This window comes from Mesorhizobium sp. M0800, from assembly GCF_040320095.1.
Lineage (GTDB): Bacteria > Pseudomonadota > Alphaproteobacteria > Rhizobiales > Rhizobiaceae > Mesorhizobium.
Window position 1 is genome coordinate 1 of record NZ_JAMYOZ010000045.1, and the last position, 24,967, is coordinate 24,967.

The following is a 24,967-nucleotide window of genomic DNA, read 5'->3' on the forward strand; positions in this document are numbered from 1 at the left end:
GATATTCCGTTGGAGCCTAAATCACCGCCGGATGAGTTTGGGCAATTTATGCCTTGATTTTTCCGCGTGGAATGGCGCCGCGGTGCCGACCGGGGCGCGCTTTCCCTTGGCTTGGATTGGCCGGTCGCCCACACGGCCTCGGCTGCGGCCTTGTCGATGCGGCCGCCGAGCGCCGAGAGCGCGGCTCGGGTCTCGGCGTCGTAGACCGAAAGCCGGCCACCGCGGTGGAAATTATGCTGCCCTGCCGGTGGCCCATCGGCAGCGTCGATCCGGTAGAGCGCAACCAGAAAGCCGGCCAGCGAACGGGCGAACTCAGTAAGATCGGCAATCAGTCCACCAGCCGCCGGTCTGCCGCCAAGCCAGCGATAGACGGACCAAGGCCATGGATAGCCTTCCCCAGGCGCGCCTTTGGCCAGCGGCACGGGTATCGGCAGAGGCAGGTGAGGCGCCAGGCGGGCCAGCCAGCGATGCTCCTTCTCGACCTGGGCGACATAGGCGGCAGCGCTCGGCAGCCGCACCGACATGCTGTCGCCCAGCCGGAACGTGCGGTTGTCCCAGCCGCCAGGCTCGACCAGCTCTACCGGCAGGTCCGCCCATTTGGGGAACTGCGCGGCAATCAGCCGCCGAACAAGTGCGGCATCTATCGGCATGCCTGGCGTTCGTTCATCGGGCGGCATCGGGCTTGCTCCGGTCTTCTGAATAGCCGGCGGTCCATCTTTTTGTCATCGCACTCTTGCGGCGCCAGTGATTCCCTTGCCGGCAAATTCTCTAAGCCTTGCGTTCCCAGCGCCGGTCGGGCGTTTGCTGCCAGTAGGTCACGGTGTGGCCGGCCTCCTTCATTGTCTTCCAGTGCGTGCGTGCCGCCTCTAGCTGGGCTGCATCGTGGCCGTCGAACAGGAACACGGCGCGCTGGTAGCCGCCAAGCTCCGGCGGCACCGCCCCATCGACCAGGAAGCGTATCTGCGCCTGGTTCGGATTGTCAGGGCCGACGGTCAGAAGCACCGGTTGCTCGGCGGGATGGGCTTCGCGATCCGTTGCGTGGGCCAGGAATGAATCGTCCCGGAAAGTCCACAGATGCTGGTCCAGCGCGTCGCGCCGTTCCTCGGTGCCGGTCTGCACCACGGCACGCCAGCCGCGATCGATACTGCGCTCCAGGAGGCCGGGCAACGCATCCTCCAGCGTCGATTCGGTCAGGTGATAAAACAGAATCTCGGCCATGCGTTCAGTCTACATTGTCGGAGTCCCGCCCCAGCCGCTCATTGCTCGTAATGATCGCGCACCAGCCGATCGAGCAGCCTGACGCCGAAGCCGGAAGCCCATGACTGGTTGATCTCGTTGGAGGGCGCGCCCATCGCCGTGCCGGCGATGTCGAGATGCGCCCAGGGCGTGTCCTTGACGAAGCGCTGCAGGAACTGCGCGGCGATGATGGCGCCGCCATGGCGGCCGCCGATGTTCTTCATGTCAGCATTCTTGGAATCGATCAGCTTGTCGTATTCGGCACCGAGCGGCATGCGCCACACCCGCTCCTGCGTCGCCTGTCCGGCCGCCGTCAGCCGGTCCGCCAACTCGTCATTGTTGGAGAACAGGCCGGCATAATGCTGGCCGAGCGCGACCATGATGGCGCCGGTCAGCGTCGCCAGATTGATCATGAATTTCGGCTGGAAGCGGTCGTTGCAGTACCAGAGCGCATCGGCCAGCACCAGGCGGCCCTCGGCGTCGGTATTGAGTACTTCGATAGTCTGGCCCGACATCGAGGTGACAATGTCGCCCGGTCGCTGAGCGTGGCCGTCGACGGCGTTTTCAACCAGCCCGACAATGCCGACGACATTGACCTTCGCCTTGCGCGCGGCCAGCGCGTGCATCAGCCCGGTGACGGCAGCAGCGCCGCCCATGTCGCCCTTCATGTCCTCCATGCCCGACGCCGGCTTGATCGAATTGCCGCCGGTGTCGAAGGTGACGCCCTTGCCGACGAAGGCGACCGGGCTTTCCTTGGCCTTGCCGCCGTCCCACCGCATGACCGCGATGCGGGCGCCACGCGGCGAACCCTGCGCTACGCCCAGCAGCGAACCCATGCCGAGCTTCTTCATCTCCTTCTCGGCCAGGATCTCGACCGTGACGCCGAGCGCCTCCAGTTCGGCGATGCGGGCGGCGAATTCCACCGGTCCCAAAACATTGGCCGGTTCATTGACCAAATCGCGCGCCAGCAAGACGCCGTCGATCACCGCCGCTTCATCGGCGAAGGCCTTCTTTGCAGCTGCCGGATCGGCGGTGTGAATAGTCACCTTGACCGGCTTTTTTGGCTCGCGCTTGTCGTCACCATTGTTCTTTTTGGTCTTGTACTTGTCGAAGGAATAGCTGCGCAGCAGGATGCCCGCTGCAAGCTGAACGGCTTGCCTGCCGCTGACGGCCGCACCGGGAAGATCGAGCACGACGGCCACTTCGGTTGCCTTGCGAAAGGACGCGGCAATCGTGCCGCCGAGCTTCAGCCAGGCGTAATCATCGAGATTGGAGCCCTTGCCGGCACCGACCGCCACCAGCCGCTCGAGCGATGTCCCTTCCGGTGCCAGCACTTCGACCAGGCTGGCGAATTTGCCGGTGAAGTCGGCGACCGGAAAAGCCCGCTCGAGGGTCTTTGCCGGATCGCAAGCCCTGGCGGCATCGCTGAGGCCGCCCTCGTCGGCCACCAGAACGAAAACGCTGCCTTTTTTGGGCGCGGCGAATTTGGCAAAGGCGATCGAGGGTCTCGAATTCATCATGTCCTGCTTTCGGAGAAGTGCGTTGGATTATCGCGAGAAACGTTCGTCAGTGAGCGGCGGGTTGAAACAGCTCGATGACATTGCCCGATGGGTCTTCGAGCAGCGTCTGGGAACCGCCGACGCCCGTTATGATATCGTTGCGAAAGACAAGTCCAGCACTCTTGAGGCACGCAACCTCTTCTTTCAGGTCCGGCACCACCAACAGGATGCGATTCCAACCTCCCGGCACCGGCTGCCGGCCATCCGGCATCGCCCGTGCACCCGAACTGCCTGGTCCGCTTAGAAGGAGCCGTAAAGCGCCGCGTGTGACGGAAGCAAAAGCCGGTCGCGCGTCCTGTTCAACAGCGAAGCCCAGATGTCCACAGTAGAAGTCGATCGAGGCGGCGACATCATCGACCATGTAGCGAATGCTGACTGGCGTCATGACCATTGACCTTTCGGTTCGAGCACCTTTCAACAAGGCGTGTCTATTGCGGGCGGAACAGTCGGCATAGTCCGGCTCATCATCGCTGCTTGACAATCCGCGCCGCTATCGCCCTGGCCTGAATGCGGGCGTTGGCGAAACAACCGCGAATGCTCGGCCGCATGCCGGTAAACCACAGACCGGGCAATTTCGGATCGGCATCGCCGCCGTTGAAAAGCGGAACGCCCTTGCCGTCGAGAACGCCGAGCTTGCCGAACATCTGCTCCAGACCGGTGCGATAGCCGGTCGCCGCAATGACGATATCGGGCGTGATCAACCTGCCGTCATTCAACACGATGCCGTCTTGGGTAAATTCCCGCAATGGTGGCACCACCACGATCGTGCCTGCCTTTATGGCGCGAACCGCGCCGTCATCGGCTGCGATCGCGGTGTAGTCGGCGCTCAGACGGCTCGCACCACCTATGGGAGCCGGCGGAAGCCCAAATTTCGTCAGGTCGCCGAAAACCAGGCGCTGGGTTGTCGCCATCACCGCATCGGCCAGCCGCACCGGCAAGCTCGCCATTAACGGTGAAAGCCTGTGGACGGCGACCTTGCCGATGCGTTTCGGCAGCAGCGACGGGCCGTTGCGGGCCGACAGCCAGATGCTTTGGGCATCTGCATTCGCAAGATGGTTGAGTGCGTCGAACCCCGAATTGCCGGCTCCGACGACCAGCACCCTTTTGCCGACGTAGTCCTTCGCCTCGCCAAAATCGGCCGAATGGATAATCCGGCCTGCAAAATCCTTCATGCCTTTCCACGCAGGAATAAACGGCTGCCGGTCGCGCCCGGTGGCGACGACGACATGACGCGCCAGACGACGTCCGGCGTTCGTCCGCACGGTCCAGTGATCGCCATCGAACGTGATCTCTTCAACGGCAAAGCCGAATGCGACCGGCAGACCATGCGCCTGGCTGAAATCGTTCAGATGGCGAATGACGGCCGATTTATGCGGAAAAGCCGGGGTGCCTGCGGGATAGCCGACGCCGGGCAGCGTCGAGAGATCGCGATGCGTATTGAGGTGCAGCCGCTGGTGCCGCCGATGCCAGGGTTCGGCAAGCCGACTCTCCTTTTCCAGAACGAGCGTCGGTACGCCGGCCTTCATCAAGGCGTGGGCGGCGGCAAGGCCGGCCGCGCCGGCGCCGACCACGATCGCGCCGTCAAAGACGGTTTCCCGACCGGTTTGACTGCGCAATTTTTCCGCTTCCATGCTGGGGCTCAACAGATCCTGACCCGTCTTATCACGTCGCGGCGGTCGCGACCGGCGCGACATTTGGTCGTTTTGCCGCATTTGACAAGACTTTGGCCGAAATCGCTCCCATATGCGATATCGAACCATCCACGATTCGTCGCGGCACGGCCCCGCTTCCCGCCGCAACCTGTTGTTAACCAACAATGTTCGCTCTTTCTTATCCATTGCCGCCGACACTCCGGCCCAGCGGATTTTGCGATCCGGGACAGAACCCAGATCGAACCGCCAAACTGAGCCAGTTGTGCAGCCGGCGCCGGACGACTACCTTGTTCCAAGGCATGATGCCGTTCGAAATCGCCGAGAAAAGCCTTCATGAAGGTCGTTGAACGTTACATCATGCGCCGTGCTTTCGCGGTATTCGCGCTGGCGCTCGTCTGGACGCTGGCGATCGTCTGGACGACTCAGGTGCTCGCCCGCATCGACCTCGTCACCGATAGCGGTCAGTCGGCCCTCACCTTCTTCGAAGTCGCAGCGCTGATCATCCCGACGATCGTTCCGATTGTCGTGCCGTTCGCCCTGGTGGTCGCGGTCGCTCAGATCCTCAGCGTGATGAATTCGGATTCGGAGCTGGCCGTCATCAATGCCGCCGGCGCTTCACGCTGGACCATCGTCAGGCCGATCATGCTTCTGGCACTTGCAGCCAGCGTTTTTTCCTTCGCCGTCGACAATGGCGTCGACCCTTACGCACGCCAGAAGAACCGCGAGTTGATTGCGTCGTCGCGTGCCGATCTGTTGTCGTTGATCATCCAGGAAGGCACCTTCCGCAAGATCGATGACGGCCTGTTCCTGCAGGTTGGCGAACGGCTTCCCGACAACCGTCTCGGCGGCATCTTCGTCGCCGATTCGCGCGAAGAAGGCGTCAATCTCATCTACTACGCCAAGACCGGCAGCATCATCGAACGCGGCGACGAGAAGGTGCTGATGATGAATGACGGCGTCATCCATCGCAAAACCATGACCGGCGACCTCTCGGTGATCCGGTTCACCTCCTACGCCTTCGACTTGTCCGCTTTCATGTCGGCATCATCTGACATCCTGCTTTTGCCGAAGGACCGGACGACCCAGTATCTGCTCAATCCCAGTCCGAACGACAAGATGTACCAGCAAAAGCCGAACAGGTACCTGGCCGAGCTCAACCAGCGTTTTTCCGAGTGGTCCTATTCGCTCGTCTTCGCGCTGATCGCGCTCGCCGTCGCCGGAGACGCACGCTCGCATCGCGAGGCACGTGTGCACCCGCTGATCACGGCAATCGCGATCGCACTGTTCGTGCGCTGGCTCGGGTTCTTTGCCGCCGGCAAGGCCGACAAGGTGCCGCAATATGCCTATATGGTCTACGGCGTCCCGATCGTGGCATCGGCGATCGCCATCTGGTTCATCGTGTCCAACCGGACCATGGAACTGCCGGTTGCCTGGGCCGATTGGATAACCAATCTTGCCGGCCGCTTCAGTGACGGCTGGAGCGCCATCAAGCTCCGTTTTGCCAGGCGTGGCGCATCCGGACAGGGGGCCGGCTGATGGGCTGGACTCTGGGTCGGTACTTCTTCTTTCGCTATGTGACGATCACCATCTGGTTCTTCATCGGCCTCTTGGCGCTGGTGTTCCTGATCGATTTCACCGAGCTTTCCGGCCGCACGACCGGCGTGCCGGGCTTCACCTACGCAACTGCGTTCGCCATTTCGGGGCTCAGGATGCCGATGATCATGCTGCAGACGGTGCCGTTCGTCGGTCTGTTCTCGGCGATGGCGACGTTGGTGTCGCTCAACCGCAAATATGAATTGGTCATTGCCCGTTCCGCCGGGGTTTCCGCATGGCAATTCCTGCTGCCGTGCTGCATCGGGGCGCTGCTGTTTGGAGCCTTGTCGGTCGGCGTCATCAATCCGGTAGCCGCGCACGCCTATTCCTGGTCCGAGGAGATCGAGACCCAGCTCCGTTCGGGCAAGTCGAACAGCGTCTCGGCCGATGCTGCGCCCTGGATCAGGCAGAAAACCAACGCCGGCGACACCATCATCGGCGCGCGCGCCATTCTCAATCAAGGCCTGGAGATGGCCGACGCGGTCTTCTTCAGCTTCAGCCCGCAAGGCGACATCATCGAGCGCAAGGATGCGGCGCGCGCCTTTTTGCGGGACGGCTACTGGGAATTGCAGGACGTCAAGGTGTTCCGGGACGGTACCATCCAGTCGTTACCCAGCGATCGGCTGCCGACCAATCTCAAGCCGGAATTCGTGCAAGAGCGGTTGGCGCGCCCTGAGACCATTCCCTTCTACGATCTGCCCGGCAAGATCGAAGTGGCCCGCTCCTTCGGCCTCAAGGCAAATGCCTTCGCCATGCAGTTCAATTCCCTGATTGCGCTGCCGTTCCTGCTTGTCGCGATGACGCTGATTGCGGCAACGGTATCAATGCGATTTGCGAGGATGGGGCAGTCGGCAACGATGATTCTGGGTGGCATCGTGGCCGGGTTTCTGCTTTATGTCGTTTCGGTGCTGGTCAAGGCATTCGGCGTAGCGGGATTCGTACCCACGGCCGTAGCGGCTTGGGTCCCGGTTGTCGTGGCTATGTTCTTCGGGGTGACATTCCTGCTATACAAGGAAGACGGCTAGTGAGGGAGGCGGTTTTGCGCAGCCATAGGCACGCCGGTTTGGCACGCCTCTCTGCGGCGAGCGCCTTGGCATGCCTGCTTGCCAGCGCCGCCCCGGTTGCTCCGGCTTTCGCCCAGGACGTCAGTGAGCTGGCAACGAAGGTTCCGAGCGGCACGCAGATGCTGTTGGCAGCCGATACGCTGGTCTACGACAACGACAAGCAGACAGTGACGGCCGTCGGCGGCGTCCAGATCGACTACGGCGGCAACCGTCTCGTCGCCCAGCGGGTCGAATACAACCGCAACACCAAACGCCTCGTCGCCAGCGGCAATGTCGAACTCGTCAATAGCGACGGCACCAAAATCTATTCGCAGCATGCCGACATCACTGACGATTTCGCCGACGGCTTCGTCAACGCGCTGCGGGTCGAGACCATAGACAAGGCGTATTTCGCCGCCGAAAGCGCGGAGCGCATGGGCGGCGTGCTGACGACGTTCCACAACGGCGTCTACACCGCCTGCGAGCCGTGCGAGGACAAGCCCGACAAAGCGCCGACCTGGCGTATCAAGGCCAGGAAGATCATCTGGAACGGCGAGAAGAAGACGGTTCGCTTCGAGAACTCGAATTTCGAGTTCTTCGGCTTTCCGCTGGCCTATCTGCCGGCTTTCGAGATCGCCGACCCAACGGTCAAGCGCAAGAGCGGCTTCCTGATCCCCGGCGTCGCCTACAAGAGCGATCTCGGCGTCGGTGTTAAAGTCCCCTATTATTTCGCGCTCTCGCCGACCTACGATCTCACTGTCACTGGCAGCGGCTATACCAAGCAAGGTTTCCTCGGTGAGGCCGAGTGGAGGCAGCGCTTCAACAATGGTCAGTACAGCCTGAAGATTGCGGGCATCCGGCAGGAGAATCCCGACGCCTTCATCGACGACAATGGCCACAACGTGAATTCGGGTACCGAAGGCGACCCGAACAGGTTCCGCGGCATGATGGGCACCCAGGGCCAGTTCGCCATCAACCCGCGCTGGGACTTCGGCTGGGACATCCTGCTGCAGAGCGACAAGAATTTCGCGCGCACCTACGACATCGATGGCTTCAACGATAGCGTGCACCGCTCCGAGGTGTACCTGACGGGGCTCAACGATCGCAATTACTTCGATGTGCGCGCCATGCACTTCGACGTTCAGGAAGACACGCTCGCCAGCGATCCGACTGCACGCGCCGCCAAGCAGCCCTGGGTGCTGCCCTCGCTCGACTACGCCTATATCCCCGACATGCCGGTGGCCGGCGGGCAGCTGTCGTTCGACGTCAACGCGCGGGTCATTGACCGCGACAGGCTCGATACGGCTCTTGCAAATTCGGGCATCCCTTCGTCCGTCAACAACGTCCGCGGCATCGACGGTCAATCCGGCCGCCTTACCGCGGAAGCCGAATGGAAGCGCACCTTCACCACCGATGGCGGGCTGCTGCTGACACCGCTCCTGGCGCTGCGCGGCGACGCCGGCTACGTCAACGCCTCCTCGGCCTCGCTCGACGCCATCAACCAGATGGCGACCAATCTCGGCGTCGAGGACGATATGCGTTCATCGCTTGCCCGCTACATGGCGACCGCCGGCCTTGAGATGCGCTGGCCGGTGCTGTTTTCGATGACCAGTTCCAGCCATGTCTTCGAACCGATGGCGCAGGTATTCATGCGTCCGAACGAGCAATATGTCGGCGGGCTGGCGGTCCCCAACGAGGACGCCCAGAGCTTCGTCTTCGACGCCACGACGCTGTTCGAGCGCGACAAATTCTCGGGCTACGACCGCATGGAAGGCGGCACACGCGCCAATGTCGGGCTGCGCTATTCCGGCGCATACGACAATGGCTGGGGCACCAATGCGGTGTTCGGCCAATCCTACCAGCTCGGCGGCCAGAACTCGTTCGGCACGCCGGACCTGGTCAATGTCGGCGCCTATTCGGGTCTTGAAACTGCAACCTCCGACTATGTCGGCCTTGTCGGCTTCAACAGCCCCAGCGGGTTTTCCGGCTCGGTCAGCGGCCGTTTCGACGAGCAAAGCTTCGAGATCCGCCGCGCTGAGGTAAAGGCCGCCTTTTCAGGCCTGCCGGTATCGCTGAGCGCCAAATACGCCTTCATCCAGGCGCAGCCACTCTATGGCTTCTCGACCGATCGCCATGAGGTTACGCTCGGCGCCTCGACACATCTTGCCGAGAATTGGCGCGTCTTTGGCACCGGCACATATGATCTGGAGCAGAGCGTTCTGGTCAAGGACGGGGTCGGCTTTGCCTATAGTGATTCGTGCTTTACCTATTTGATGACGTTTTCGGAAAGACGTGACCTGAACACCAAGGAAGTATCGCAGAACGTCGGCTTCAACCTGTCGTTCCGCACGCTCGGCGATTTCGGCTCGTCGCAACGCTCCATCGACACCATTCAATAACGGGCAGCGGTCGGCAACGGGGCGGCTGGCGGACGACATTGTTTCGCCGCATAGAGCAGGCACGACTTTTGACGGCCTGAACTGGGATAGGTTCGGCTGAATCGGGATGGAATTGGGATGCTTTCGATGAGGAAATACCTCTTTTCGGCAGGGTTCGCGCTGCTGGTGGCGTTCTCGACCACCGCGGTGACGCGGCCAGTTTTCGCCACCGAGATCAAATACGTCGTCAACAATATACCGATCACCACCGGCGACATCCAGCATCGGGCCGCTTTCCTGCGCCTGCAGCACAGAAAGGGCGATGCCAGCCAGGAAATGATCGACCAGACGCTGCGCCTGGCCGAAGCCCGGCGGCTCGGCATCCGCATCAGCGACGCGCAGGTCGATGCCGCTTATCAGCGTTTCGCCACCAGCAACAAGATGCCGCTCAAGCAGCTTGACGGCGCGATGGCGCAATCCGGCGTCACCAAGGAGCATTTCAAGGAGTTTATCCGGGCGCAGATGGCCTGGAACCAGGCGCTGACCGCGCGTTCCCGTTCCGGAGACGGTGGCGGCGCAATGAGCGAGCAGGACCTCGTCAAGCGCATGCTCGAAAAAGGCGGCAGCAAACCGAGCGCCACAGAGTACATGTTGCAACAGGTCATCTTCGTGGTGCCGGCCGCCGAGCGAACCGCGACGCTGGTCAAGCGCAAACGCGAAGCCGACGCCATGCGCGCCCGCTTCAACGGCTGCAACACCACGCGCGAATTCGCCAAGGGCCTGATCGATGTCACCGTTCGCGATCTCGGCCGGGTGCTGGCGCCGCAATTGCCGGCGGACTGGGCCGAGCAGATAAAGGCTACAAAGGTCGGCGGCGCCACCACGACGCGCGAAACCGACCGCGGTGTCGAATTCATCGGCATCTGCTCGTCGCGCGAAGTGTCAGACGACAAAGCCGCGCAGATGGTGTTCCAGAGTGAAGGTTCGAACGACAAGAACGCCGACGAACTCTCGAAGAAATATGTCGAGGAGTTGCGGAAGAAAGCCCGCATAATCGAGCGCTGAAGTCGAAGCGCCGTGCCTGACGCAGAGCTTCCGCTGGCGTTGAGCGTCGGCGATCCGTCCGGCGTGGGGCCGGACATCGCCATCGCTGCTTGGCAGGCCCGCGATAGCGCTGGCGTTCCGTCATTTTATCTCCTTGCCGATCCGGCACTGATTGCCGCGCGGGCGCACAGGCTCGGCACCGATATCGCGATTGCCGAGACGACGCCGGCGTTAGCGCCGGGGGTGTTTTCGCGCGCGCTGCCGGTGGTGGCGCTTGCTGCCCGTTTCGTCGACAGTCCCGGCCGCCCGGATCCAGCCAACGCCGCCGGCATCATCGAGGCGATCGACCGCGCCGTTGCCGACTGCCTGGCCGGCCGCGCTGCCGCGGTCGTCACCTGCCCCATTGCCAAGAAGCCGCTCTACGACGCCGGCTTTCGCTTTCCCGGCCACACCGAATATCTGGCGCATCTGGCATCGCTTCACACCGGCACCGAAGTGACGCCTGTGATGCTGCTTGCCGGACCGGACCTGCGCACCGTGCCGGTCACCATCCACATCGCGCTGGCCGAGGTGCCGAAAGCGCTGACGACTGACCTTATCGTCGCCACCGGCCGCATCACCGCCGCCGACCTTGCGAACCGCTTCGGAATTGCCAAGCCGCGGCTCGCCATTGCCGGCCTCAACCCGCATGCCGGCGAAGGCGGCACCATGGGCACCGAAGACGAGCGGATCGTGCGCCCGGCGGTCGACCGGCTGAGGCAGGAAGGGATCGACGCCTTCGGGCCATTGCCGGCCGACACGCTGTTTCATGCTCGCGCCCGCGCCGGCTACGACGTGGCGCTCTGTATGTATCATGACCAGGCGCTGATCCCGGCCAAGGCGCTGGCGTTTGACGAGGCGGTCAACGTCACGCTCGGCCTGCCCTTCGTCCGCACCTCGCCCGACCACGGCACCGCCTTCGACATCGCCGGCAAGGGCATCGCCCGTGCCGGCAGCCTGATTGCGGCGCTGAAACTCGCTCGCGTTCTTGCCGATACCGGGAAAAGGCCGTAGGCCCTGAGCCCAATCAGCCAAATTCGATGGCCTTAACCCGATGAGCCCGCCTGATGAGCCCAGCCCGATGAGCATAGACGGCCTGCCGCCACTGCGCGAGGTGATCGAGCGCCATGGGCTGCAGGCGAAAAAGGCGCTGGGCCAGAATTTTCTGCTCGACCTTAACCTGACAAGCAAGATTGCGCGAACCGCCGGCGACCTGAGCGACGTTACGGTTATCGAGGTCGGTCCCGGTCCGGGCGGGCTGACTCGTGCCCTGCTCCTCAACGGCGCCCGGCGGGTCGTCGCCATCGAGCGCGACGAGCGCTGCCTGGCGGCCCTGGCCGAGATCGCGAACCACTATCCGGGCCGGCTCGAGATTGTAGCCGGCGATGCGCTGAAAACCGATTTGGCAGCGCTTGCTAAAGGGGAAAGCGGCGGGCCGGCGAAAATCGTCGCCAACCTGCCTTACAATATCGGCACCGAATTGCTTATCCGCTGGCTGACCGTCACCGAGTGGCCGCCCTTCTACACATCGATGACGCTGATGTTCCAGCGCGAGGTCGCCGAACGCATTGCAGCGAGCCCCGGCAGCGAGGCCTATGGTCGGCTCGGCGTGCTGGCCGGCTGGCGGACGGAGGCGAGGATTGCCTTCGACGTACCGCCGCAGGCGTTCACGCCGCCACCCAAGGTGACGTCCTCGGTGGTGCATCTTGTGCCGCGTGCCAACCCCTTGCCGGCAGAGGTGAAACGGCTCAGCCGCGTCACCGAAGCGGCATTCGGCCAGCGCCGGAAAATGCTGCGGCAGAGCGTGAAAAGCCTCGGCGGCGAGGCGCTGCTCACCCGCGCCGGCATCGATCCGACCAGGCGTGCGGAGACGCTCAGCGTCGAGGAATTCGTTCGCCTGACCAACGCGGTGTGATGCCGGGAAGCGTCCGCGTGGAATTTCCGCTCTCATGGCATAGATAGCCGGACAAACCCTGCCCGGAGACAAACAGTGGCCGCCTATGTCATTTCCGACGTCACGATCCGTGACGCAGAGGCTATCGAAGCCTATCGCGCCCACGCGGCTGCCTCCATCGCCCAGCATGGCGGGCGCTATCTGGTACGCGGCGGCGAGGTGGAAATGTTGGAAGGCGACTGGTCTCCCGGGCCGCTGATCGTCGTCGAATTCCCCGACATGGACACGGCGCGGCGCTGGTATCGCTCGGCCGAATACGCCGCTGCATTGGAGCTGCGCGACGCCGCGCTCAGCCGCAATCTGATCCTGGTCGCGGGGATAAGCGCCTTGATCAATCCGTCTTTTCGTCGAGCAGCCCCGAGACGAAATCGAACAGGCCCGGCCGGCGATCTCGTCTGAGCCGTTCGGCCGTGACGATGCCGCGCACCTCGGCGAAAGCGCGGTCGAGATCGTCGTTGACGATGACGAAATCATATTCCTTCCAGTGCTCGATCTCGTTGCGGGCGTTCTTGAGCCGCGTCTCGATCACCGCTTCCTGGTCCTCGGCGCGACGCTTCAGCCGCGCCTTCAATTCCTTCATCGATGGCGGCAGGATGAATATCGAGACGATGTCGGCGCGCATCTTCTCCTTGAGCTGCTGAGCGCCTTGCCAGTCGATGTCGAACAGCATGTCGCGGCCTTCGGCCAGCGCCTGTTCAGCCGGCTCGCGCGGCGTCGCGTAGCAATTGCCGTGCACCTCCGCCCATTCGAGCAGCGCATCGGAATCGCGCAGCCGCTCGAACTCGCGCATGGTACGGAAGTGGTAATGGACGCCCTCGATCTCGCTGCCGCGGCGTGGCCGCGTGGTGACCGAGACCGACAATTCCAGGCTGGAATCGCTCTCCAGCAGATTGCGCGCAATCGTCGACTTGCCGGCGCCTGACGGCGACGACAAGACCAGCATCAGCCCGCGGCGCCGAATGCGGGAACCCACATCCCTAGCGGTCATGGGGCTTGGCAGTCATGTGGCTTGGCATCGGGATCATTCCAGATTCTGGACCTGTTCGCGAAACTGGTCGACGACCGCCTTCAGTTCCAGCCCGATGGCGGTGACCGCGGCAGCATTCGACTTGGAACACAGCGTATTCGATTCGCGGTTGAATTCCTGTGCCAGGAAATCGAGCTTGCGGCCGATGGCCCCACCGCCGGAGAGCAGCGCCCGCCCCGACGCCACGTGCGTCTTCAGCCGGTCGATCTCCTCGCGTATGTCGGCCTTGGTGGCCAGGAACGCCGCTTCCATATGCAGCCGGCTGGCGTCCAGATTGGCGGACGCGTCCATCAACAGGCGGATCTGCTCGGCGAGCCTTTCGCGGATCGTGGCCGGTTCGCGTGATGGATCGGCCTCGGCCCGCAGCGTCAGCGCCTCGATGGCATCGATATGGCCGGACAGCAGGGAACGAAGTGCCGCACCTTCGCCCTGGCGCGCCTGCTGCAGTCCGTTCAGTGCTGCTTCCAGCGCCGACAGTATTGCGGTATCGAGCGCACTGCGCGCCTCTTCGGTTTCGATGGTTTCGGGAATGTCGAGGACGCCGCGCAGCGCAAGCAGGCCGTCGGCCGCCGCAGGGGCTACTCCGAACTGCTCCTGCAGCCGCTTGGCCAAGCCCGCCAGATCCTTCAGGAAAGCCTCATTGACCACGGGTTGCGCTTGCGCGCCGGCGGCGCGGCCAATGGTCAGCGTCATCTGGAAATTGCCGCGCGCAAAACGCTTTTGCACCGTCTGCCGGACGGCCGGCTCCAGCCGGTCGAAACCTTGCGGCAGCCGCAGCCTGACCTCGACGCTTTTGCCGTTGACGGACTTGGCTTCCCAGGCAATCGAAGTGCCGTCGTGTTCGGCGACACTGCGCGCAAAACCGGTCATGCTCTGCAAGTTCATGTAGCCGTGCGTCCCTTTGCCGAATGCCCCTCAAGCCGGAGCGATTTTCTCCGGACAGGATCAAGTGAATTTCAATGCCATAGCAGCCCTTGCACATCCACCCGGACATGCACAGGGCCAACCTGATGGCGTCCGGCCCTACTGGGCGGCGGTGGCGCCCGCATTGTCAACGATGGCTCCCGCCGGCGTGTCGGCTCCGGTATTGGTTGCCCCGGCCTTGGCGGCGTCCTGCGCCTGCTTTTTCAGCAGTGCCCGGTAGCGAGCGACATTCTCGTTATGCTCATCGAGCGTCGAGGCAAAGACGTGCCCGCCGGTGCCGTCGGCGACGAAGTAGAGATCGCTGGTCTTCGACGGATTGGCGACTGCCTCCAGCGCCGCACGGCCGGGATTGGCGATCGGCGTCGGCGGCAAGCCGTTGATCAGATAGGTGTTGTAGGGCGTCGGCTTCTGGATGTCCGACTGATAGATCGGGCGGTCGATGGGTTTGCCCTTGCCGCCGAACAGGCCGTAGATGATGGTTGGATCCGACTGCAGCCGCATACCCTTGGCCAGCCGGTTGAGGAAGACGGCGGCTACACGCGAGCGTTCATCGCCCTTGCCGGTCTCCTTCTCGACGATCGAGGCCAGGGTGACAAAATCCTCAACGTTGGCGATCGGCAGATCCGGCGCTCGGCGCTGCCAGACTTCGTCGACCAGCTTCTTCTGGTCGGCCAGAAGCTTGTCGACCATCTGCTGGCGTGTTGCGCCGCGGGTGAAACGCAGCGTGTCGGTGGCGAGGCTGCCCTCAGGTGGAGTGGTCGACGGCATATCGCCGGTCAGCGCATCCTGCTCGGCGATCCGTTGCAGCGCCTGCTCAACCGTCAGCCCCTCGGGGATAGTCAGCGAATACATCACCGACTTGCCGCTCTTCAGCAGTTCCATGATGTCGTGCATCGACGCCTGCGGCTTGATCTCGTATTCGCCGGCCTTCAGGGCGGAATCATTGCCGAAGGCGCGCACGCCAAGGCGGAAAATGCGGGCGTCGCTGATCAGCCCTCGTCGCTCAAGCTGGTCGGCGATCTCCTGGACGCCGCTATTCGGCTTGACCAGGAAAGTGTCGCCATTGGCCGACGGGCCGGGCTCGTTGAACTCCTGCTTACCGAAATACAGCGCAACGCCTGCCGCCAGGACCATCAGCATCACCGAAGAGATGACGAAGTTCATGAACACGACGAACTGGCTGCGCGAGGCACGCGAGCGCTTCGGCGGCGGCGTGCCGGCCTCGGGCCGCAACGCCTCGCTGGCCGTCTTCGGAACGATCGGGCCGGGCGCTGCTGCCCGTTGCCCGAATTCCCCGTTATCGGCCGGATTTGTGTTCATAGCGCCCTACCATTTGATCTTGCGACGAATCCCCTCGGGCAGAGTAGGGGCGAATATGGCAAAATTGACGGCAGACGGAAACCGGCAGAGCGGTCAGCCATTGTAGCGCTGGAAGACGAGCGAGGCGTTGGTGCCACCGAAGCCGAAGGAGTTGGACAGCGCCACGTCGATCTGCCGGGCTCGCGGCTTGTGCGGCACCAGGTCGATCGCCGTTTCGCGCTCCGGATTGTCAAGATTGATGGTCGGCGGCGCGATGTTGTCGCGAATGGCGAGGATCGAAAAGATCGCCTCGGCAGCACCAGCCGCGCCCAGCAGGTGGCCAATCGACGATTTGGTCGACGACATCGATATCTTCGAGGCGGCGTTGCCGACCAGCCGCTCGACGGCGCCGAGTTCGATCGTATCGGCCATGGTCGAGGTGCCGTGCGCGTTGATGTAGTCGACATCGGCCGGCGTCAGCTTCGCCCGGTTCAGCGCCGCGGTCATGCAACGGAAAGCGCCGTCGCCGTCTTCGGCAGGCGCGGTGATGTGATAGGCGTCACCGGTCAGACCGTAGCCGGTGACCTCGGCATAGATCTTGGCGCCGCGGGCCTTGGCGTGTTCGAGCTCCTCGAGCACGACAACACCGGCGCCCTCGCCCATGACGAAGCCGTCGCGATCGCGATCATAGGGGCGTGAGGCCGTTTGTGGCGCGTCGTTGCGCTCGGTGGAGAGCGCGCGGCAAGCGGCGAACCCGGCGATCGACAGTCTCGTCACCGGCGCTTCGGCGCCGCCTGCGACCATAACGTCGGCATCGCCCCAGATGATCAGCCGGGCGGCATCGCCGATGGCGTGCGCACCGGTCGAGCAAGCGGTGACGACGGCATGGTTGGGGCCTTTCAGCCCATGCCGGATCGAGACCTGACCGGAGACGAGGTTGATGATCTGGCCAGGGATGAAGAATGGGCTGATGCGGCGCGGACCGCGTTCCTTGAGGATCATCGCATTCTCGGCGATGCCTTCGATGCCGCCGATGCCCGAACCGATCAGCACGCCGGTGGCGCACTGTTCCTCATGCGTCTTCGGCTGCCAGCCGGAATCCTTGAGTGCCTCGTCGGCGGCCGCGATCCCGTACAGGATGAAGTCGCCGATCTTGCGCAGTTCCTTCGGCTCGAGAACGGCTTCAGGATTGAAAGTGGCGTTGGAGCCGTCACCGCGCGGAATGACGTGGGCGACCTTGCAGGCAAGGTCTTCCACGTCGAATTCGGTGATGCGCTTGGCTGCGCTGCGGCCGGTCAGAAGCTCCTTCCAGCTGTGCTCGAAGCCCATGCCGAACGGCGAAAGCAGCCCAAGGCCCGTAACGACGACACGCCTCATCGCAGGTCCTCCCCGGTGATGACTGCAAATAGCGTCAGGCGGAGGCCTTGTCGATGTATTTCACCGCATCGCCAACAGTCAGGATGGTCTCGGCGGCGTCGTCCGGGATCTCGACACCGAACTCTTCTTCGAACGCCATGACAAGTTCGACCGTGTCGAGGCTGTCCGCGCCCAGATCATCGATGAAGCTCGCCTGCTCCGTCACCTTGTCGGCATCGACGCCAAGGTGCTCGATGACGATCTTCTTGACGCGCTCTGCGGTGTCACTCATTTGGGCATCCTCGTCTTTTGGTTGTCTGTCTTCGTTAGCGGGCAGAATGCCGCTAATCAAGCTGAAAGATGGTCCTGCCGGAAACGCAGCGGAACAGGACCGGTTTTTGCCCGAACCGCCGGGTTGCGGGCGGCATTACACGAAAAATCCCGTGCATCCAAGACGGAATGAAGCGTTTTCCCAAGTGTTAGATCATTGCCATGCCGCCATTCACATGAATGGTCTGGCCGGTGACGTAGGCTGCCTCGTTGGAAGCTAGGTAGGCGACGGCAGAGGCGACTTCGGCGCCCGTGCCCATGCGCCGGGTCGGGATCGCCGCCATGATCGCCTCTTTCTGCTTGTCGTTGAGCTTGGCGGTCATCGCCGATTCGATGAAGCCCGGGGCGACGCAGTTGACGGTGATATTGCGGGTGGCGATCTCCTGCGCCAGCGATTTGGAAAAGCCGATCATACCGGCTTTGGAGGCGCAGTAGTTGGTCTGGCCGGGATTGCCGGTGACGCCAACCACTGAAGTGATATTGATGATGCGGCCATGCCGGCGCCGCATCATCGGATGGGTAAGCTCGCGGGTCAGCCGGAACACGGCGGTCAAGTTGACCTCGAGCACGCTATCCCAGTCGGCGTCAGCCATGCGTACGAACAGCCCGTCCTTGGTGATGCCGGCATTGTTGACAAGGATGTCGACGCCTTCGAGATCGGTCTCCGCTTTCTGGCCGAGCGCCTTGACCTCGTCGCGATTGGAAAGATTGGCCGGGAACAGCTTGACCCGGTTGCCTAGTTCGGCGGCCAGCGCCTCCAGTTTGTCGATGCGTGTGCCGTGCAGGCCGACGATGGCGCCCTGGCCATGCAGCACACGCGCGATCGCCTCGCCGATGCCCCCCGATGCGCCGGTGACGAGCGCCTTGCGGCCGGTCAATTCGAACATGTTTTATCCTCTTCGCAAATCATACTGGCCAATCATACGGGCCGGGGAGTTCGGCTATCTGTAACGTCGCCGCGGTGGCCTATGGTTACCACCAGAATGACGAGCCGGTTATCCTGCACATCGCACATGATGCGATAATCCCCGACGCGATATTTCCAAAAGGTTGCGAGCGGGCCCTTCAGCGGTTTGCCGAGTTCACGTGGGTTGTCGAGAACGGCAATGCGGTTCTCAATAAAATCACGGATACGGTGACGTGTCTGCGGATCCAGTTTTTCGACAAATTTTCGCGCCGAGCGGGCGTATTCAAGCGTCCAGGCCACGCCAGAAGTCCTCGGCTCTCATGACGTCTTCTTCACCACGCCTGATCCGCTCAACGACTTCGGCAGCCAAATAGTAATCCTCCAGGTCCCCCAGACCACGTCAATGAGCTCGCGCAGATAGCAGGCCTTGCTGCGACCAGTTTTGGCCGCGAGAAAATCCAGGCGCTGCTCGACTTCAGGAGAAAGGCGGATCGATGTGGGCATGCCGCACCTCATGGCGATACATGTATTCATCTAGCTGCCTAGCGCCGGTGAATTCAAGCCATTTGGTTCACCCCAACGCCGCCAGCGCCGCCTCGACCTCCGCCGCGGATCCGATGGCGCTGATGGCAATGTCGCGGTTGATGCGGCGGGCCAGTCCCGACAACACCTTGCCGGCGCCCACCTCATAGAGCGTCGCAACGTCATTCGCGCCGAACCACTCCACCGTTTCGCGCCAGCGCACGCGCCCGACCACCTGTTCGACGAGGCGGCGGGCGATCTCGTCCGGATCGCTCGTCGGGGTCACCGTAACATTGGAGACCAGCGGCACGACCGGCGCACTCTTCGTCACGGCGGCCAGCGCCTCCCGCATGATCTCGGCCGCCGGCTTCATCAATGCCGAATGGAAGGGCGCCGAGACCTGCAGCATCAGCGCCCGCTTGGCTCCCATCTCCGTGCATAGCTTCGCCGCCAGTTCGACCGCCGGCCTGGCGCCGGAGATCACCAACTGGCCGCCGCCATTATCATTGGCGATCTGGCAAACCAAGGCTTGCGCGGGATCTTTGGCCGCGCTTTGGGCAGCCTCTGCGCAAGCGGCTTCGACGTCGGCTTGTTCCAGCCCGATGATCGCCGCCATGGCGCCCTCGCCGGTCGGTACCGCCGCCTGCATGGCATTGCCGCGGATGCGCAACAGCCGGGCGGCGTCGGCGACCGAAACGAAACCGGCGGCTGCAAGTGCCGAATATTCGCCGAGCGAATGGCCGGCGACATAGGTGACCTTATCTTCCAGTGAGAAGCCGCGCGCCTCCAGCGCCCGGATTGCGGCAAGCGACACCGCCATCAGCGCTGGCTGGGCATTAGCGGTCAGCGTCAGCGTCTCTTCCGGGCCTTCCCAGATCAGCTTCGATAGGTTTTCGCCAAGCGCATCGTCGACTTCCTCGAAGATCCGCCGCGATTCCACAAAGGCGTCGGCGAGATCCTTGCCCATGCCGGCAGCCTGGCTGCCCTGCCCCGGAAAGGTGAATGCGATGGCCATCGGCGGCTCCCAGCTGCTGGTTCTCGTTGCCTGTGACGCAAGGCGTACAACCAAGTCAAGTCCAACGTTGACCGCGCAACGTTGCCCGAGTGCCTGTTTCGGCAGGCTTTTCGGCGATCACTCATGATGAAAACCGCTCACGATTTGTTTGCTGGCTCTTCTTATTTCCGCCACAGGCGCTAGGCTTTGCGTGACAGTTCGATGACAGTCGAGTGACGCTTTTGTTGCGGGCCGGGGAACTACCGAAGTGGCAAGAACCAGAAAAGGTGCAGCCGAGGCTGCGCCACAGTTTCTCGAAGGCGATCCGTCGACCGGCTATCTGCCGGGGCGCAAATGGCCTGTCATCCGCTATGGCTTCATCAGCTTGCTGGCCGCGGCCATCCTGGTGTTCGCCATCGAATTGATCGTGCGCGGCAACTTTGCCGGCACTATCGACTTCTTTCTGCAGCCCTTCAAACCCGGCTGGACCACAATCATCATTTTTGCGCTGATCCTCATCGGCCTCGACGCCGTGCTCGGCCGCAGCCATCAGAGCCTGATGATCGTCGCGCCGCTGACGCTGTCGCTGGCGTTCGTCGGCCACCAGAAGTCGCTCTATCTCGGCGATCCGCTCTATCCGACCGATTTCCTCTATTCCCGGCAGATCGTGGCACTGATGCCGCTCCTGGTACGCGATCGCCCGGGAACCGCCATTGCCCTGGCGATCGGTATCGTCGGCGGGCTGTCGCTGCTCGTCTATGGCTGGCGACTATGGCGCCGCCGCGTTCCGGCGCTCAGCCACAAGGGCCGCCTTGCCCGGCTGACGCTGACAGTACCGCTGATCGCCTTCTTCGTTTCCATCATGGACTATGCCACTTTCTCGTGGACGCGCGACCGGCTGCAGATCATCCCGATCATGTGGGACCAGAAGGAAAACTATGCCTCGAACGGTTTTGCGCTCGCCTTCGCGCTGAACGTTCCGATGGCCCATGTCTCGGCGCCGCCCGGCTATTCCGGCAAGGCGATCGAAGCGATCGGCAAACCGCAGGTGACGGCCTCGGTACCCGCCGAGAAGCCCGACATCATCGTCGTCATGAGCGAATCCTTCTGGGATCCGACCAAGCTGCCCGGCGTCACCATCACGCCCGACCCTATCCCCAACGTGCGGGCACTGCGCACGGGCTACATGTTCTCGCCCGAATTCGGCGGCATGACGGCCAACATCGAGTTCGAGGCCCTGACCGGGTTTTCCAACGCCTTCCTGCCGGCAGGCAGTATTCCCTACCAGCAATATGTGCGGACACCGACCCCCTCGCTCGCGACCTTCCTGAAAAGTCAGGGCTACCGGGCGCGCGCCATTCATCCCGGCACCAACTGGTTCTGGAACCGTGGAGCCGTTTATGCCGATTTCGGCTTCAACGACTTCAAGTCCGAGGAGACGTTGCCGCCCATGCAAAAGCGCGGACCGCTCGCGTCGGACGCGGCGATGACCGACGAGATCATCCATGAGGCCGATACCAGCGCCGAGCCGGTGTTCTTTTTCGCCGTCAGCCTGCAGAACCACGGGCCGTATGAGCCGTATCGCTATAACAATCCAACCCACAAGGTGCAGGCGCCGATCAGCCAATGGGCGCGTGAATCGCTGTTGAGCTACGCCGAAGGCTCTTCCGACGCGGACCGCGGCCTTGAGCGGCTGATCGAATGGGCGAAGAAACGCGAGCGGCCGACGGTCATCGCCTTCTTCGGCGACCATCTGCCACCGCTTGGGCCGGTCTACGTCGAGACCGGTTTCCTGAAGGACAATGTCGCGCCGCGCAAGGAGGCGGCCGACCAGATGCTGCTGCACCACCAGACGCCGCTGATCGTCTGGTCGAACCGCAGCGGCCCGGCTGAGGATCTGGGCGCCGTCAGCCCGGCCTTCCTGCCCTACCATATCCTGAAGACTGCCGGCATCAGCCATCCCTATTACACCGGCTTCCTCGGCCAGTTGCGGGAGCGCTACCGCGTCATCGACCGCAATTTGCTGTTGGCACCGGCGGGCGATGCCACCCCCGATTGGTCACGTCAGAAAGACATCGACCCGGCAATCCGCGACTTCCGTCTGCTGCAATACGACATGATGTTCGGCAAGCGCCATGCGGCGCCCGATTTCTTCCCCGAGACCATGGGCAAAGTGGCTGCGCACACGAGTTGAGCAGCGGCGGCGGAACGGCCGTTGGCCGACTGACGTCGTTCAGTTCGTCAAGTGCAGTTGCGAAATCGAGCTTCCGATTTTCAGGAAGACGCTTTCGAGCTGACTGACGTCGTTGGTCGGGTAATAATCCGACGGCGACGACGCGCAGGCCTCGTAGAGCTTGCGGTTGGCTGCGGTGTCGGCCTGCAGCAATACTGTGAAGATCTGCACGTCCTGTTTCTTTAGCGTGTTGCACACATTGGTTGTCCAGTCGTCGACATTGCGCGCGGCCGCGGTCTGGTCGCTGGATCCGAACCGACCCGAGGCCAAGAACCCGTAAGAACCATAGTCCGACTTCTGTGGCGTATCCTTCGCGCCATAGACAACATTTTCGCCGTCGGTCAGCAGCAGCACCGTTTTGGTCGTGCCCGACGTCCTGAAAGGCGCGCCGTCACTGTAAGGCGGTTCCGGCGAGAGCACCCGCATCCCCCATGACAGCCCTTCCGAAACATTGGTCCCCGAGCCGTTCCATTCGATCATCTCACCGACGGCGCTGCGCAATTTGTCGAAATCGTCGGTCAGCGGCACTATCGGCGTCGGACAGGCCCGGTTTGGGCCGACAGTCAGCGGGCCTTTCTTGTCGTTGATCAGCTTCATCGTCGAAACACTGTACTTCGCCATGTCGCCGTTGAGGCCGGGAAGCAGCGTGAAAACCGTGTCGTCGAGATAGGAATTGTTGTAGCCGGTCGCCGAATTGCCGTAGGAACTGTTCGGGCTTTTGGCGTTCCCTGGATCGTCCGGTGCGAAATAAGGTACGAACAGGGTGTCCGGTTTGTTTTGGTCGGGCGAAATGTCGGAAACATTGTTGGTTCCGGGCCGCGCCTCGACGCAGCCTCTCCATTCGACGCCCAATTGCTTGAACAGGTCCATGTGGTTGACGCGCTTGCCGCCGACCAAGGGGAAATTGACGCCATTGTTCGGCGATTTGCCGGCCGTGTCGATCCAGGCCGGATCGTAGTCCTCGCCCTTGACGTTGACCGCGGTGACGAACGGTACCACCGCGACACGTACACTGCGCGTCGGCGACTTCGCCGCTTCGAGCATATCGATCAAGGCCGTCGCCGCCGTTCGCAATGCGCCGATGCGATCGTTGCTGGCCATCGACCCGGTATTGTCGAGCACCAGCACGACTTCGAGCTGATTGGTCGATTCGACAGCGCCGGCATCGACCGTAATGCGCTTGTCGTTGCCGAACAGGAAGGCGAAGTTCAAGTTGACGTCGGCCGCGGCGACAGCCTTTGTCTGGATGTAATTGACGCCCCTTTCGACGGTAAGCGTCGCTTCGGCGTTCCTCAACTCGCCGTGGCCGGCGACATTGGTCTGGAAATAGCGGTCGAAGACGTCCTTGCGCGTGGCATCGATGTCGCCAAGATGCGAAGATGCAAGGTTCGCGGCATCGAGCGCGTTCTGCAAGCTGACCTTTGCCCTCATCAAGGTGGACACGTCCACGGCAAAGGCCACGGCCGTCAGAACCGCAGGCAACCCGAACGCCAGCATCAGGGCAAAGTTGCCGCTCTTCGAACGGCAGAACTTGTCGAAAAGCATTTTACCCCCAAAACCGCCGTGCTGCCGGCCCCGCGCGAAGTGTTTCGTTTTGCATTCGCATGATGAAGGACGGGTGGACACCACGCCCGCCGGCAAGGGAACTTCGCATGGTGGTTAAGGTCCGGTTTCAGGAAATCCGTAAAAACCTTGCCATCGAGACCCGTTGTGCTTTGGAAGGTAGGGCGCTAATCGAGCCGTTTGCCCTGTCGTTTGGCCTTGCTTTGCGGTCAAATTCCTGTATAGACGCCCGCAATCTGCCGGTCCTTGCTGGGGGCTGAACGGAGGGCCGGAGGTTTTTCGAAACCTTCGCGTGAAGCCAGAAGCGCTTCCGCCTCCCGTGTCTCCGCTCTCGACCGTCTCGTCATGCTCCTTTCTTCCCCGCCTTCGCAAGGATTGCGGGCCAGAGAAGTTGCAGAGGCTTTTGCCGCCGGGAACCGGGAGAGAAACGAAGAAAGGCACGAACACTATGGCTCTATACGAACATGTGTTTCTTGCCCGGCAGGACCTCTCGCAGCAGCAGGTCGATGCGCTTGTCGAACAGTACAAGGGCGTCATCACCGCGAATGGCGGGTCCGTCGGCCGGGTCGAGAACTGGGGACTGAAGTCCCTCACCTACCGGGTCAACAAGAACCGGAAGGCATATTATACACTCATGGACATCACCTGCCCGCCGGCCGCGCTCAATGAAATGGAGCGCCAGATGGGCCTGTCCGAGGACGTGCTGCGTTTCCTGACCATCAAGGTCGATGCGCATGAGGAAGGTCCGTCGGCAATGATGCAGAAGCGCGAAGAGCGCTCGGAACGCGGCGGCTTCGGCGACCGCGACCGTGGCGATCGTGGCCCGCGCTCATTCGGCGACCGCGATCGCGGTGACCGTGGTGATCGTCCGCCGCGCAGCTTCGGCGATGGCGGTGCCGATCGTGGCCCGCGCCGTCCGCGCGAAGGCTTTGAAGGAGCCGCAGAATAATGGTCGACATCAACCAGATCCCAACCCGGCGCCCCTTCCACCGTCGCCGCAAGACTTGCCCGTTCTCCGGCGCCAACGCGCCGAAGATCGACTACAAGGACGTGCGGCTTCTGCAGCGCTACATCTCCGAGCGCGGCAAGATCGTGCCATCGCGTATCACCGCCGTCAGCCAGAAGAAGCAGCGCGAACTCGCCAAGGCGATCAAGCGCGCCCGCTTCCTCGGCCTGCTGCCCTACGTGGTCCGCTAACACTTCAGGCGGGCGGTTCGCCGCCCGCTTTTCCCACGGCGACGGGCGCCGCAGGGTTTGCCATCAAATCCCGGGTTGGATTTCGACAAGAGATCCTAACTGCCGCGACAGGCAGGA

General features: G+C 62.6%; 25 protein-coding genes. 10 read left to right on the forward strand and 15 right to left on the reverse strand.

The genetic code is table 11. The features are described from left to right. From NKI18_RS30760 to NKI18_RS30780, 5 genes are all read right to left on the reverse strand, one after another. Positions 1 to 650, reverse strand: a 650-nt coding sequence (locus tag NKI18_RS30760; protein ID WP_353021688.1) for a phosphotransferase, incomplete at its 3' end; no start/stop codon positions are given. A 118-nt stretch (positions 651 to 768) separates the two neighbouring features. Further along, on the reverse strand, positions 769 to 1,218 hold the full coding sequence (locus NKI18_RS30765; protein ID WP_023719810.1) for a DNA polymerase III subunit chi: 450 nt from the start codon (positions 1,216 to 1,218) through the stop codon (positions 769 to 771). A gap of 38 nt (positions 1,219 to 1,256) precedes the next feature. Then, on the reverse strand, positions 1,257 to 2,753 hold the full coding sequence (locus NKI18_RS30770; protein WP_352621266.1) for a leucyl aminopeptidase: 1,497 nt from the start codon (positions 2,751 to 2,753) through the stop codon (positions 1,257 to 1,259). 49 nt (positions 2,754 to 2,802) lie between these two features. Beyond that, positions 2,803 to 3,186 carry a VOC family protein gene (locus NKI18_RS30775; protein ID WP_352621268.1) on the reverse strand — a complete coding sequence of 128 codons (384 nt, stop codon included), beginning with the start codon at positions 3,184 to 3,186 and terminating at the stop codon, positions 2,803 to 2,805. Positions 3,187 to 3,259: 73 nt separating this feature from the next. Next, the gene (locus NKI18_RS30780; protein ID WP_352621265.1) at positions 3,260 to 4,426 is read right to left on the reverse strand and encodes a flavin-containing monooxygenase; all 1,167 of its coding nucleotides are present in this window, start codon (positions 4,424 to 4,426) and stop codon (positions 3,260 to 3,262) included. A 354-nt stretch (positions 4,427 to 4,780) separates the two neighbouring features. On the opposite strand from NKI18_RS30780, the gene lptF reads away from it, so the two are divergent. The 7 genes from lptF to NKI18_RS30815 all read left to right on the forward strand — a co-directional run bounded on the left by lptF (position 4,781) and on the right by NKI18_RS30815 (position 12,897). After that, complete coding sequence (gene lptF / locus NKI18_RS30785) at positions 4,781 to 5,983, forward strand: LPS export ABC transporter permease LptF (protein ID WP_352569685.1); 1,203 nt, start codon at positions 4,781 to 4,783, stop codon at positions 5,981 to 5,983. Then, positions 5,980 to 7,065 (forward strand): LPS export ABC transporter permease LptG, encoded by a 1,086-nt coding sequence (lptG, locus tag NKI18_RS30790; RefSeq protein ID WP_023677695.1) that lies wholly within the window; start codon positions 5,980 to 5,982, stop codon positions 7,063 to 7,065. Before lptF ends, lptG begins: the two co-directional genes overlap by 4 nt. Further along, on the forward strand, positions 7,065 to 9,482 hold the full coding sequence (locus NKI18_RS30795; RefSeq protein WP_352454408.1) for an LPS-assembly protein LptD: 2,418 nt from the start codon (positions 7,065 to 7,067) through the stop codon (positions 9,480 to 9,482). Before lptG ends, NKI18_RS30795 begins: the two co-directional genes overlap by 1 nt. A 117-nt stretch (positions 9,483 to 9,599) precedes the next feature. After that, entirely contained in the window at positions 9,600 to 10,526 is a 927-nt protein-coding gene (locus NKI18_RS30800; RefSeq protein ID WP_352621264.1) for a SurA N-terminal domain-containing protein, read from the forward strand. Between the two features lie 12 nt (positions 10,527 to 10,538). Further along, the gene (gene pdxA / locus NKI18_RS30805) at positions 10,539 to 11,558 is read left to right on the forward strand and encodes a 4-hydroxythreonine-4-phosphate dehydrogenase PdxA (RefSeq protein ID WP_352621263.1); all 1,020 of its coding nucleotides are present in this window, start codon (positions 10,539 to 10,541) and stop codon (positions 11,556 to 11,558) included. Positions 11,559 to 11,625: 67 nt separating this feature from the next. Further along, entirely contained in the window at positions 11,626 to 12,459 is an 834-nt protein-coding gene (gene rsmA / locus NKI18_RS30810) for a 16S rRNA (adenine(1518)-N(6)/adenine(1519)-N(6))-dimethyltransferase RsmA (RefSeq protein ID WP_353021692.1), read from the forward strand. A gap of 75 nt (positions 12,460 to 12,534) precedes the next feature. Next, positions 12,535 to 12,897: a DUF1330 domain-containing protein gene (locus NKI18_RS30815; RefSeq protein ID WP_352621259.1), complete on the forward strand. Its 363-nt coding sequence runs from the start codon at positions 12,535 to 12,537 to the stop codon at positions 12,895 to 12,897. Here the strand turns inward: NKI18_RS30815 and gmk are convergent. The 9 genes from gmk to fabD form a co-directional block, all read right to left on the reverse strand. Continuing rightward, positions 12,830 to 13,486 carry a guanylate kinase gene (gmk, locus tag NKI18_RS30820; protein WP_023677701.1) on the reverse strand — a complete coding sequence of 219 codons (657 nt, stop codon included), beginning with the start codon at positions 13,484 to 13,486 and terminating at the stop codon, positions 12,830 to 12,832. The two genes, NKI18_RS30815 and gmk, sit on opposite strands and share 68 nt — an antisense overlap. 33 nt (positions 13,487 to 13,519) lie before the next feature. Next, positions 13,520 to 14,410, reverse strand: a complete 891-nt coding sequence (locus NKI18_RS30825) for a YicC/YloC family endoribonuclease (protein ID WP_352621257.1) — start codon at positions 14,408 to 14,410, stop codon at positions 13,520 to 13,522. Positions 14,411 to 14,548: 138 nt separating this feature from the next. Next, a complete protein-coding gene (mltG, locus tag NKI18_RS30830) occupies positions 14,549 to 15,769 on the reverse strand; it encodes an endolytic transglycosylase MltG (protein ID WP_352621255.1) in 1,221 nt (406 codons plus the stop codon). 93 nt (positions 15,770 to 15,862) lie between these two features. Further along, entirely contained in the window at positions 15,863 to 17,125 is a 1,263-nt protein-coding gene (fabF, locus tag NKI18_RS30835) for a beta-ketoacyl-ACP synthase II (RefSeq protein WP_352621254.1), read from the reverse strand. Positions 17,126 to 17,159: 34 nt separating this feature from the next. Further along, complete coding sequence (locus NKI18_RS30840; protein ID WP_006203723.1) at positions 17,160 to 17,396, reverse strand: acyl carrier protein; 237 nt, start codon at positions 17,394 to 17,396, stop codon at positions 17,160 to 17,162. A 187-nt stretch (positions 17,397 to 17,583) separates the two neighbouring features. Next, entirely contained in the window at positions 17,584 to 18,321 is a 738-nt protein-coding gene (gene fabG / locus NKI18_RS30845) for a 3-oxoacyl-[acyl-carrier-protein] reductase (protein ID WP_352621252.1), read from the reverse strand. Between the two features lie 32 nt (positions 18,322 to 18,353). Beyond that, positions 18,354 to 18,641: a type II toxin-antitoxin system RelE family toxin gene (locus NKI18_RS30850; protein ID WP_353021698.1), complete on the reverse strand. Its 288-nt coding sequence runs from the start codon at positions 18,639 to 18,641 to the stop codon at positions 18,354 to 18,356. An 18-nt stretch (positions 18,642 to 18,659) separates the two neighbouring features. Next, entirely contained in the window at positions 18,660 to 18,845 is a 186-nt protein-coding gene (locus tag NKI18_RS30855) for a hypothetical protein (RefSeq protein WP_502900794.1), read from the reverse strand. A 67-nt stretch (positions 18,846 to 18,912) separates the two neighbouring features. Continuing rightward, a complete protein-coding gene (gene fabD, locus NKI18_RS30860; RefSeq protein WP_352621248.1) occupies positions 18,913 to 19,878 on the reverse strand; it encodes an ACP S-malonyltransferase in 966 nt (321 codons plus the stop codon). Between the two features lie 247 nt (positions 19,879 to 20,125). On the opposite strand from fabD, the gene NKI18_RS30865 reads away from it, so the two are divergent. Then, positions 20,126 to 22,051 (forward strand): LTA synthase family protein, encoded by a 1,926-nt coding sequence (locus tag NKI18_RS30865; protein ID WP_352621246.1) that lies wholly within the window; start codon positions 20,126 to 20,128, stop codon positions 22,049 to 22,051. 39 nt (positions 22,052 to 22,090) lie between these two features. On the opposite strand, the gene NKI18_RS30870 is transcribed toward NKI18_RS30865, so the two are convergent. Next, positions 22,091 to 23,635, reverse strand: a complete 1,545-nt coding sequence (locus NKI18_RS30870; RefSeq protein WP_352621244.1) for a pilus assembly protein TadG-related protein — start codon at positions 23,633 to 23,635, stop codon at positions 22,091 to 22,093. A gap of 466 nt (positions 23,636 to 24,101) precedes the next feature. On the opposite strand from NKI18_RS30870, the gene rpsF reads away from it, so the two are divergent. Together rpsF and rpsR are read left to right on the forward strand one after the other, a co-directional pair. After that, complete coding sequence (rpsF, locus tag NKI18_RS30875; RefSeq protein WP_292663863.1) at positions 24,102 to 24,602, forward strand: 30S ribosomal protein S6; 501 nt, start codon at positions 24,102 to 24,104, stop codon at positions 24,600 to 24,602. Then, positions 24,602 to 24,850 (forward strand): 30S ribosomal protein S18, encoded by a 249-nt coding sequence (rpsR, locus tag NKI18_RS30880; protein ID WP_006203718.1) that lies wholly within the window; start codon positions 24,602 to 24,604, stop codon positions 24,848 to 24,850. The genes rpsF and rpsR overlap by 1 nt, the downstream gene beginning before the upstream one ends. The last annotated feature ends 117 nt before the right edge of the window (positions 24,851 to 24,967 follow it).